This window comes from Streptomyces sp. NPDC029836 (assembly GCF_055574495.1).
On sequence record NZ_JBVHZI010000011.1, the window covers coordinates 149,076 to 158,708 of the forward strand.

7 protein-coding genes are annotated in these 9,633 nt (G+C 74.3%); 2 read left to right on the top strand and 5 right to left on the bottom strand.

The features are described from left to right. Nucleotides 1–38: 38 nt before the first annotated feature. Nucleotides 39–1,574, bottom strand: coding sequence for a tryptophan 7-halogenase (locus ACZ4XJ_RS28065; protein WP_468497833.1), 1,536 nt, complete (start codon nt 1,572–1,574; stop codon nt 39–41). A gap of 161 nt (nt 1,575–1,735) precedes the next feature. On the opposite strand from ACZ4XJ_RS28065, the gene ACZ4XJ_RS28070 reads away from it, so the two are divergent. After that, entirely contained in the window at nt 1,736–1,963 is a 228-nt protein-coding gene (locus tag ACZ4XJ_RS28070; protein WP_362881572.1) for a DUF6269 family protein, read from the top strand. A 100-nt stretch (nt 1,964–2,063) separates the two neighbouring features. Here the strand turns inward: ACZ4XJ_RS28070 and ACZ4XJ_RS28075 are convergent, their stop codons facing one another. After that, nucleotides 2,064–4,127: an AfsR/SARP family transcriptional regulator gene (locus ACZ4XJ_RS28075; protein WP_468497834.1), complete on the bottom strand. Its 2,064-nt coding sequence runs from the start codon at nt 4,125–4,127 to the stop codon at nt 2,064–2,066. A gap of 156 nt (nt 4,128–4,283) precedes the next feature. Here ACZ4XJ_RS28075 and ACZ4XJ_RS28080 point away from each other — a divergent pair, with 156 nt between their 5' ends. Further along, the gene (locus tag ACZ4XJ_RS28080) at nt 4,284–4,553 is read left to right on the top strand and encodes a hypothetical protein (protein ID WP_362881569.1); all 270 of its coding nucleotides are present in this window, start codon (nt 4,284–4,286) and stop codon (nt 4,551–4,553) included. 87 nt (nt 4,554–4,640) lie between these two features. Here ACZ4XJ_RS28080 and ACZ4XJ_RS28085 read toward each other — a convergent pair whose 3' ends face one another. From ACZ4XJ_RS28085 to ACZ4XJ_RS28095, 3 genes are all read right to left on the bottom strand, one after another. Beyond that, a complete protein-coding gene (locus ACZ4XJ_RS28085; protein ID WP_468497835.1) occupies nt 4,641–7,628 on the bottom strand; it encodes an AfsR/SARP family transcriptional regulator in 2,988 nt (995 codons plus the stop codon). 129 nt (nt 7,629–7,757) lie between these two features. Further along, nucleotides 7,758–8,066: an acyl-CoA carboxylase epsilon subunit gene (locus ACZ4XJ_RS28090; RefSeq protein WP_468497836.1), complete on the bottom strand. Its 309-nt coding sequence runs from the start codon at nt 8,064–8,066 to the stop codon at nt 7,758–7,760. A 10-nt stretch (nt 8,067–8,076) separates the two neighbouring features. Then, nucleotides 8,077–9,618 carry an acyl-CoA carboxylase subunit beta gene (locus ACZ4XJ_RS28095; RefSeq protein ID WP_468497889.1) on the bottom strand — a complete coding sequence of 514 codons (1,542 nt, stop codon included), beginning with the start codon at nt 9,616–9,618 and terminating at the stop codon, nt 8,077–8,079. Between the last annotated feature and the right edge of the window lie 15 nt (nt 9,619–9,633).

A 9,633-nucleotide genomic window follows, 5' to 3' on the forward strand; every position in this document is an offset into this window, starting at 1 on the left:
CCCGGCACCGCGGACGTGGCATCCCGCTCCGGGTGCGGTCAGCACCTGCGACCGCCGACCCGAGCCCCCGGCCCGGGGGACGCGACGGTGCGGTGGGCGGGCGGGGCGTGCAGTCGGGCGAGGTAGTCGTGGGCCGTGGGGAGGGTTTCCAGGAGGGTGCGCTGGTGGCGCTCGATACGGCTGAAGTGCTCCTCGGCGGCGCGCAGGGCGTCGGGATGACGGGCGAGGGCCGCGGGCGGGGCGGCCGTGCGCGGGCTGAAGGCGGTCAGCAGGGCGCGCAGCGGCAGTTCGTCGGGGGCCGGTGCGAGGCCGGCGCGGTGGGTTTCCAGGGCCGCTCGCGCGGTGTCCGAGAGGACCGGCGTCCGCCGGGCCGGGTGCCGCAGCCGCACGAGGTCGAGGGCCCGCTCGTGGTGCGCCGCGGCCGCCCGGTTGAACCGGGCCGCGGGGGCCTCCGGGGTGTCGGCGGCGGGGAAGTCCCGGATCAGGCGGTCCAGCAGGTCCAGGGTGACGGCGTGGTCCTCGGCCAGGGGGTCGGTGAAGCCGGCGGCCGTACCGAGGGCCACGCAGTTGTTCACCCAGGAGCGCCGGGGCCGTCCCGGGCGGTGGCGGGTGTGGGTGAGTCGCGGGGGCGTCCCGCGCGGGTCGAGGGCGCCGGTGAGGTCCCGGGCCGCTTCGTCGGGGGTGGTGCGGCAGCTCGCGTAGGCCGCGCCGGCGCCTTGGCGGCCGAGCAGGGGCAGGCGCCAGGTCCAGCCGCCGCGTACCGCGGTGGCGGTGGTGTACGGCTCGACGCCGTGCAGGGCGCTGTCGTGAGGGACCGTCATGGTGACGCTGCTGTCGGTGGGGACGAGGTCCGTCTCGTCGGTGAAGGGTTCGGCAAGCACACCGCCGATCAGCGAGCGGGACTCGCCCGTGCAGTCCAGGACGAGGTCGGCGTTCAGGGTGCCGCGCGTGGTGTGCAGGGCCGTCACCCTGCCGCGGGTGTCGCGGTCGGCGCCGAGCAGGTCACCGGTCAGGAGCCGGACCCCGCAGGTCCGGACAGCCCTCGCGCGCAGGAAATGGGTCAGCATCGTGGTGTCCGCGTGCCAGCCGTAGGGAATTGCGGCCCAGCCGTCCAGCCAGCGCGGTGATTTCTTCGCGTCCATGAGCGGGGGCTCGCGGAAACAGGCGTGGTCGGAAGGGGCGACGGTCCGTCCGGAGGTACGACGCAGGGCCCAGGCGTCGGAGAGCGGAAATCCCTCGCAGTCCGGGATCGGGCTGCTCCGCGGAATGTAGACGTGCGTGTGCGGGGCCGACCAGTCCACGTATTTGACGGCTGCGGAGAAAGAGGCGTCGGCGGCCCGCATCCATGCGTCCTCCAGGACGCCGAGCGGGTCGAAGAGGGTGCGCTGCGCGGTCGGCGCCAGCACTGTGACCTGCCCGGACGGCCGGTACGGGGTTTCCAGGACGGTGACGCGGACCGTGCCGGGGAAGGCGGAGGCGAGCCGAGCGGCGGCGATCCAGGCGGTGAGGGTACCGCCGGCGATCACCACGTCCGTGCGGGGGGCGGGGGCGGTCCGTTCCGCGCTCTTGTCCATGGGAAAAGGGTGGGGAGCTGCTCTGCATTCCATCCATATTCCATCCATGGAACAGCTGTATTCGGGGCGCAAGCCGGAAAGGAGATCACCCATAGGGGCTGATTCCAATCTGTTGGTGCGGGACCTGAACGGGGCCCGGAACCGACAGGAGGAAATCGGAAATGTTCGAGCTGCCCCAGGTCCAGCACCCCTTGGACATCCTGACCGAGATCGAGAACACCGCGGCGGTGGATCAGGAACTGCTGCTGCGCGACGGCGCCACCCCGTGGGCCGATCTGCTCGCGGACTACGTCGACGCGCTGAACGAGCTGGCCGTGCGGGGCACCGCGGAGAACGGCTGGATCGCGACGTACGGCCTGGACGAGGGGCACGCGGGAGGCTGCGGCTGACGGCGCCGGAACACGGCGCCGGCGGCCCGGTGGGATCCACCGGGCCGCCGCGGGAAGGGACGGGACGCCGAAGGCGCCTCGGGACGTCGCGAGGGACGTGTCAGCGGACGAGCACGCGGGTCCGGGCGAAGAGCATGACCAGGGAGGCCAGGTGGTAGCGGGGGACGGCGCCCTCGGTGTGCCGGCCCGGTTCGAGGAGGCGGGCGTCGGCGAGGCGGTCGAGGACGTCCTCGGCCTCGTGGTGCGGGAGGTCGAGGACGGCGGCGGCGTCGGCCGGGGTGAGCACCCGCAGGCCGGTGGCGGTGAGCGCGTCGAGGGCTGCCGCGGTGGGGCCGTCGAGGCCGTCCAGGGTCGGGCGCAGCGTGGTGGCCAGGTCGAGGCTGCCGATGCGGAGTTCGGCCAACCGGCCGTCCTCGGCCGCGAGCCGGGCGGCGAGCCGGGACACGGGCCAGTGGGGGCGGTCGGCGAGCCGGGCCGCGGCGATGCGCAGGGCGAGCGGGAGGCGGTCGCAGTACTCGGCGACCCGGGCGACGGATGCCGCGTCGGCGGCGAGCCGCTCGGGGCCGACGATGCGGGCGAGGAAGCGGGTCGCCTCGGCGGGGGTCATCGGTCCCAGCCGGACCAGGCGGGTGCCGGCGAGGCCGGCGAGGCCGGGGCGGATGCCGGTGACGACGGTACGGGAGTCCCCGCCGCCCGGCAGGAGGGGACATACCTGGGTGTCGTCGGCGGCGTTGTCGAGGACGACGAGCACGCGGCGGCCGGCGAGGAGGGTGCGGTAGAGCGCGGTGCGCTCCTCGACGCCGTCGGGGATGCGGTGTTCGTCCACCCCGAGGGCGCGCAGGAACCACCCGAGGGCCTGGCGGGGCGGGCACGGCGTGCCGTCGGCGGTGCGCAGGTCGGCGTAGAGCCGGCCCCCGGGGAAGTCACGGCGGACGCGTTCGGCGGCGTGCAGGGCGAGGGCGGACTTGCCGGTGCCGGGGGCGCCGGTCACGACCACGTCCTGGCCCGCGCCCAGCGCGCCGAGCACCTCGCGCAGTTCCGTCCCGCGCCCGGTGAAGTCGCCGGGGGCGGCGGGGCAGCCGTCCGGGATCGGGTAGGGGGGCGTCGCGGGCGCGGCGGCCGTGGCGGGCAAGGGGTCCGTCGCGGGCACGGCGGTCGGCGCCGGCGCCACGGCCCTTGCCGCCGGCACCGGCAGGGCGGGCACGGCGGTCGGCGCGGCCACTGCCGTTGTCGCGGACAGGGCAGGCAGCGCGGTAGCCGCGGTAGCCGCGGTAGTCGCGGTAGTCGCGGCAGTCGCGGCAGTCGCGGGCGGCACGGTCACCACGGGCGGCACGGGCGTCGTGGTCGTCGTGGTCCTCGTGGTCGTCGCGACCGGGTCTCGGGGCGGGGCCGGGGCCGGGAGCGCGGTGGCGCGTCGCGGGGGCGTCGGGCCCGGCAGGGTCCCGGTGAGGATCTGCTGGTGCAGGGTGCGCAGTTCGGGGCCGGGGTCGATGCCGAGTTCTTCGGCGAGGAGGCGGCGGCCCGCTTCGTACGCCGCGAGGGCGTCGGGTCGGCGGCCGCAGCGGTCGAGGGCCGTCATCAGCTGCGCGCGCAGCCGTTCGCGCAGCGGGTGGCGGGTGACCTCGCGGGTCAGGACCGGAACGAGCGTGGTGTGCTCGCCCAGCGCCAGGGCGGCCTCCGTGTGGTGTTCCACGGTGGCCAGGTGGGTCTCGGTCATGCCGGGGCCCTCGGCGGTGGCGAGGTGGTCGGTGACGTCGCTCAGGGCCGGGCCGTGCCACAGGGCGAGGGCGTCGGCGAGGCGGCGTTCGGCATCGGCGTGCCGGCCCGCGCGGAGGTCGGCGCGGCCGGCGTCGGCGAGCTGCTGGAAGGTGTGCCAGTCGACGGTGCGGGCGCCGGTGTCCATGCGGTAGCCGGCGCCGTGCCGCTCCAGGCCGTGGCCCGGCCCGAGCCGGGTGCGCAGCCGGGAGACGTACGTGTAGAGCTGGCTCGTGCTCGTGGTGGGCGGTTCCTCGCCCCACAGGAGGGCCGTGAGGCGCTCGTCCGTGACGACCCGGCCGTTCGCGAGGAGCAGGGCGGCCAGCGCGGTGCGCTGCTTGGCGCCGTCGAGGGCGACCGGACGGCCGTCGAGCTCGGCCGACACCGGCCCGAGGAGCGTGAAGTCCATGGTCTCCTCCGCGTTTGCCGGGCGGGCCCGGACTGTCCGGGCCGCGTCCCGCCAAAAGCTAGTGACCTGCGATTTCTCATCACCCTCGGACCGATTTCAGTGAAGCGAAAGCGCTTTGAAAGCGCGGAAAAACGACGTCTTCCTAACGTGGTGGACATGCCGAAGGGCAGCGCCGAGACCGACCCGAAGGAGACCATCGTGAACCGCATCGCCCGCACCGCCCGCCGCACCGCCGCCACCGCCGTTCTCGCCCCGATGGGCCGGGTCGCCGCCACCACGGCGGTCCTGGTGGCCGCGCTCGGTGCGGCCGCGATCCCGACCGGGGCCGGTGACGACCCGTGGGTCTCGGTCGGCGCCGCGGCCCCCTCGGACGATCCGTGGGTCTCCGCCCCGGCCACGACCCTGCAGGACGACCCGTGGGTCTGAGACGACACGACTGCCGCGCGAACGCCATGAACGCCATGAAGGCCAGGAACGCCTTGAAGGCCGGCAAGGCCGGGGACCCCGCCGACGTCAGGGTCGTACGAGCGCGAACAGCTGCGGTGAGCCGACCGGTTCGCCTTCCGCGAGCACCACCAGGATCCGCTCCACCCGATCCCGCCACACCGGCGAACCGACCTCCGTGAACAGCTCCGTCGCGGCCCGCAGGCTGCCCGCGGCGCCGGCCCGGTCCCCTCGCAGCATCAGTACGCTTCCCAGCACTCCGGCCGCCCGCGCCTCCAGGAACGTGTCCGGGACCTCCGACGCGGTCCGCACCGCGCCGCGCAGCACCGACTCGGCCTCGTCCAGCCGGTCCTGGCACCACAGGGCCTCGCCCAGGGCGCGCAGCACATGGGCCTCGCCCCGCCTATCGCCGCTGCCCAGCACCAGTTCCATCGCCCGCCGGCAGGCCTCCTCCGCCCGCACGCCGTCCCTGCTCTGCAGCAGCGCCTCGGCCAGCCGCACCGTGCTGTGCGCCTCCGCCCGTACGGTGCCCAGCCCGCGGCTCTTGGCCACGGCCTCCGAGGACAGCATCAGCGATGCCTGCGCGTTGCCGCGCTCCAGCTCGATCTGCGCCAACATGCCCAGCACATGGGTCTCGGCGTAGTGGTCGCCGACCTCCCGGAAGATCTCCAGCGACAGCCGGCCCCGCTCCACCGCACCGTCCAGGTCGCCCCGGTGGCGTTCGCACAGCGCCAGGTTCCGGAGCACCAGGGCGCGGCCCTGGGCCTGGTCCAACTCCTCGAACAGGTGGAGGGCCAGGTTCAGGCGTGCGTACGCGCTGTCGTGGTCCCACCGGATGATCTCCAGGGTGCCCAGCGACTGCTGCATCGCCGCCTCCCCCAGCCGGTCGCCGGTGCGGCGGGCGGCGTCCAGGGCGGCTTCGGCGGACTCGCGCCAGTCCTCCAGGTAGTTGCGGCTCTGGAAGAGCGTCACGCTGGACATCGTCAGGTCCCAGGCGTAGCCCGACTCGTCGTCCCGGGCCGCCTGCTGGATCAGCGCGGTGAGGGAGAGGCGTTCCGCTTCGAGCCACTCCATCGGGTCCTCCAGCAGGTCGGCGGCCAGGTGGTCCGGCAGCTCGCGCACCGGGGCGGTGCCGGGTACGACGGTGTAGTCGCCGCCGTAGATGCGCCGGTGCGCCGCCTTCGCCAGGCCCAGCCACACCGCGCAGGCCCGGCGCAGGGCGGCGCGCAGTTCCGCCTCGCCGTCCTCGGCCACGGCGCATTCGCGGGCGAACAGGCGCAGCAGGTCCTGGAAGCGGTAGCGGACGTGGCCGCCGCCCGCGCTGAAGGGTTCCAGCAGTTGGGCGTCGACGAGGTGCTCGATGAGGTCCTCGGCGTCGACGGGGTCGATGTCGAGGAGGGCCGCGCCGGACCAGGCCGAGAACTCGGTGATGTTGAGCGAGCCGAGCAGGCGGAACATGCGGGCGGTGTCGGCGGGCTGGTCGCGGTAGCTCAGTCTGAAGCCCGCCCGGACGCCGCGCGAGTCGAGGCTGAGCTCGTCCAACCGGCGGCGCTGGTCCTCCAGGCGGGCGACCAGGGTGCGGACCGTCCAGTGCGGTTTCGCGGCGAGCCGGGCGGCGGCGATGCGCAGGGCGAGGGGCAGCCGGTCGCACAGTTCGCTCAGCCGGTTGGCTCCCACCGGGTCCGCGGTGAACCGGTCGTCGCCCGCGACCTTGGAAAGCAGGGTGATGGCCTCGTCCTGGCCGAGCGAGGCCAGGTGCAGCGGCACGAAGGCGTAGTCGCCGGCCAGCGCCCCGCCCATGTTGTCGCGGCTGGTCACCAGCACGCAGCAGCCCGAGGTGCCCGGCAGCAGGGGGCGGATCTGCTGGAAGGAACGGGCGTTGTCCAGCACGATCAGGACCCGGCGGCCGTCCAGGACGCTCCGGAAGAGGGCGGTCCGTTCGGCCTGTTCGTCGGGGATCTGGGGGCCGGGGACGCCGAGTGCGCGCAGGAAGCGGTCCAGGACGGCGCCCGGTCGGCGGGGGGCCTCCTCGTCGTAGCCGCGCAGGTCGGCGAAGAGCTGTCCGTCGGGGAAGCGGGACGCGACCTGGTGCGACCAGTGCACGGCCAGGGCCGTTTTGCCCACGCCGCCGGTGCCGACGATCGAGCCGACGGGCAGGGAGGGGCCGCCCTGGTGTTCCAGCAGCCGGTCCAGGGAGGCGAGTTCGGTGGCGCGTCCGGTGAAGGAGGCGGGCGCGGGCGGCAGGTGGGCGGGTACGGCGGCCGCGGCGACGGCCGGGGTGACGGTCCCGTCGGCCGGGGTCAGCCGGGGCGAGTCGGCGAGGATGTCGTCGTGCAGTTCCCGCAGGGCGGGGCCGGGGTCGATGCCGAGTTCCTCGGCGAGCAGCCGGCGGCCGACCTGGTAGGCCTCCAGGGCCTCGGCGCGGCGCCCGGAGCGGTACTGGGCGAGCATCAGCTGGCCGAGCGCCTGTTCGCGCAGCGGGTGTTCGCGGACGAAGCCGGTGAGTTCGCCGATCAGTTCGCGGTGCCCGCCCTGCTCGAGGCGGATCGCGGTCAGCTGCTCGTGGACGCCCAGGCGCAGTTCGGTCAGTCGGGCCGCCTCCGCCTCGACCCGTTCGGCGGTGACGCCGGCCAGGGCCGGGCCCCGCCACATGGCGAGGGCCTCCTCGAAGTGGGCGCGGGCCTCGTCGCCGCGGCCTCGGCGGGCCGCCTCCCGGCCCTCGGCGGCCCGTTCCTCGAACTCGACGGCGTCGATGCGGTGCTCGCCGGTGTGGAGCATGTAGCCGGGGTGGCTGGTGACCAACAGGTCGTCGAGGCCGACGGCCGTCTTGAGGGTCTTGCGCAGCGCGGAGACGCAGATGGCGATCTGGTTGCGGGCGGTGGCGGGCGGGTTGCCGTGCCAGACGGCGTCGGCGAGGGTGTCGACGGAGACCACCCGGCCCGGTCTGAGCAGCAGCATCGACATGATGGTGCGCTGTCGGGCTCCCTGGAGGGCGACGGCGCGGCCCTCCGCGCTGATGTCCAGGGGGCCCAGGATCCGGAACACCAGCTGGAGCACGGCTGCCCTCCTCACTCGGCCGCAGCCGTACCCGGCGACCGGTGGGCCGCCTTCTTCTGGGGTACAGGTCGCGCCAGGGGCGGACAACGCGGGCGGCAGCAAGCTGCCAGGAACCGGCCCCGACGCAGGTCAGCCGCCTGCCTGCCAGGAGGCGGGCGGGAGCAGTCCGGAGGGCTGCCAGGGCGCGGCCCGGTCGGCCGCCGGCCGGGCGGGGCCGTCGTGAGCGGCCGTCAGGGCGGCGATCAGGGCGGCCACGGCGGCGAGTTCCTCGGGGGTGGGGCGGCCGTTGATGACCTTGAAGAGGGCGGGGGCCAAGGGGCCGTCCAGTACCGGGGTGGCGGGTCCGGCGGGCAGCGGCGCCCGGGCCGCGGTGGGCGGTGTCGTGGGCGGTGCCGCGGGGGGTGCCGCGGGGGGTGCCGCGGGCAGGGTCAGGGGCATGGAACCGTCCTCACATCGGGGGGTTGCCGTGCTTGCGGGTGGGGGTGACGGCGTGCTTGGTGCGGAGCATGCCGAGGGCTCCGATCAGGGCGGAGCGGGTGTCGGCCGGGTCGATGACGTCGTCCACGAGCCCGCGTTCGGCGGCGTAGTAGGGGTGCATCAGCTCGGCCCTGTACTCCTTGACGAGCTGCCCGCGTACGGCCTCCGGGTCGTCGGCGGCGGCGATCCGGCGGCGGAAGACGACGTTCGCGGCTCCCTCGGCGCCCATCACCGCTATCTCGTTGGCCGGCCACGCGAAGGAGACGTCGGTGCCGATGGAACGGGAGTCCATGACGATGTACGCGCCGCCGTACGCCTTGCGCAGGATGACCTGGACGCGGGGGACGGTGGCGGTGCAGTACGCGTACAACAGCTTGGCGCCGTGTCGGATGATGCCGCCGTGCTCCTGGTCGACGCCGGGCAGGAAGCCGGGGACGTCGACCAGTGTGACGAGCGGGATCGAGAAGGCGTCGCACAGTTGGACGAAGCGGGCGGCCTTCTCGGAGGAGTGGATGTCGAGGACTCCGGCCAGGGACTGCGGCTGGCTGGCGACGATGCCGACGACCTGGCCGCCCAGCCGCGCGAGGGTGGTGATGACGCTGGTGGCCCAGCGCTCGTGGACCTCCATGTGATCGCCGTCGTCGACGATCTCCGTGATGACCTCGCGCATGTCGTAGGGGCGGCTGCCGTCGAGCGGCACCAGGTCGAGCAGGCGCTCGCAGCGCCGGTCGACGGGGTCGTCGCAGGGCGCGGGGGGCGGGGTGGAGCGGTTGTTGGAGGGCAGCATCGTGATGAGGTAGCGGACCTCGGAGATGCAGGTCTCCTCGTCGTCGTACGCGAAGTGCGCCACGCCCGAGGTCTCCGCGTGCACATCGGCGCCGCCGAGCCCGTTCTGGGTGATCTCCTCGCCGGTCACCGCGCGGACCACGTCCGGACCGGTGATGAACATCTGCGAGGTCTCACGGACCATGAACACGAAGTCCGTCAGCGCCGGCGAGTAGGCGGCGCCGCCGGCGCAGGGACCGAGCATCACGCTGATCTGCGGGATGACGCCCGAGGCCCGCGTGTTGCGCCGGAAGATGCCCCCGTACCCGGCCAGCGCCGAGACGCCCTCCTGGATGCGGGCGCCCGCGCCGTCGTTGAGGGAGACCAGCGGGGCGCCGGCCGCGATGGCCATGTCCATGATCTTGTGGATCTTCGTCGCGTGGGCCTCGCCCAGCGCCCCGCCGAAGATCCGGAAATCGTGCGCGTAGACGAAGACCGTGCGGCCCTCGATCTCGCCCCAGCCGGTGATGACGCCGTCGGTGTGCGGCCGTCTGTCCTCCAGGCCGAAGCCGGTCGCGCGGTGTCGGCGCAGCTGCTCGACCTCGTGGAACGACCCCTCGTCGAGGAGCAGCGCGATGCGCTCGCGGGCCGTCAGCTTGCCCTTGGCGTGCTGCGCCTCGGTGGCGGCCGGAACGCCGTCGAGCACTTCCCGGCGGATGCGGACGAGTTCGGCGACGCGTTCGGCCATGGTCATGGGCAGCGG

Excerpts from the sequence above, each read along its gene's own strand:
- ACZ4XJ_RS28095 (WP_468497889.1), bottom strand. The coding sequence starts at position 9,618 with ATGGCCGAACGCGTCGCCGAACTCGTCCGCATCCGCCGGGAAGTGCTC.
- ACZ4XJ_RS28075 (WP_468497834.1), bottom strand. The coding sequence starts at position 4,127 with ATGGACTTCACGCTCCTCGGGCCGGTGTCGGCCGAGCTCGACGGCCGT.
- ACZ4XJ_RS28080 (WP_362881569.1), top strand. The coding sequence starts at position 4,284 with ATGCCGAAGGGCAGCGCCGAGACCGACCCGAAGGAGACCATCGTGAAC.
- ACZ4XJ_RS28065 (WP_468497833.1), bottom strand. The coding sequence starts at position 1,574 with ATGGACAAGAGCGCGGAACGGACCGCCCCCGCCCCCCGCACGGACGTG.
- ACZ4XJ_RS28070 (WP_362881572.1), top strand. The coding sequence starts at position 1,736 with ATGTTCGAGCTGCCCCAGGTCCAGCACCCCTTGGACATCCTGACCGAG.
- ACZ4XJ_RS28090 (WP_468497836.1), bottom strand. The coding sequence starts at position 8,066 with ATGCCCCTGACCCTGCCCGCGGCACCCCCCGCGGCACCCCCCGCGGCA.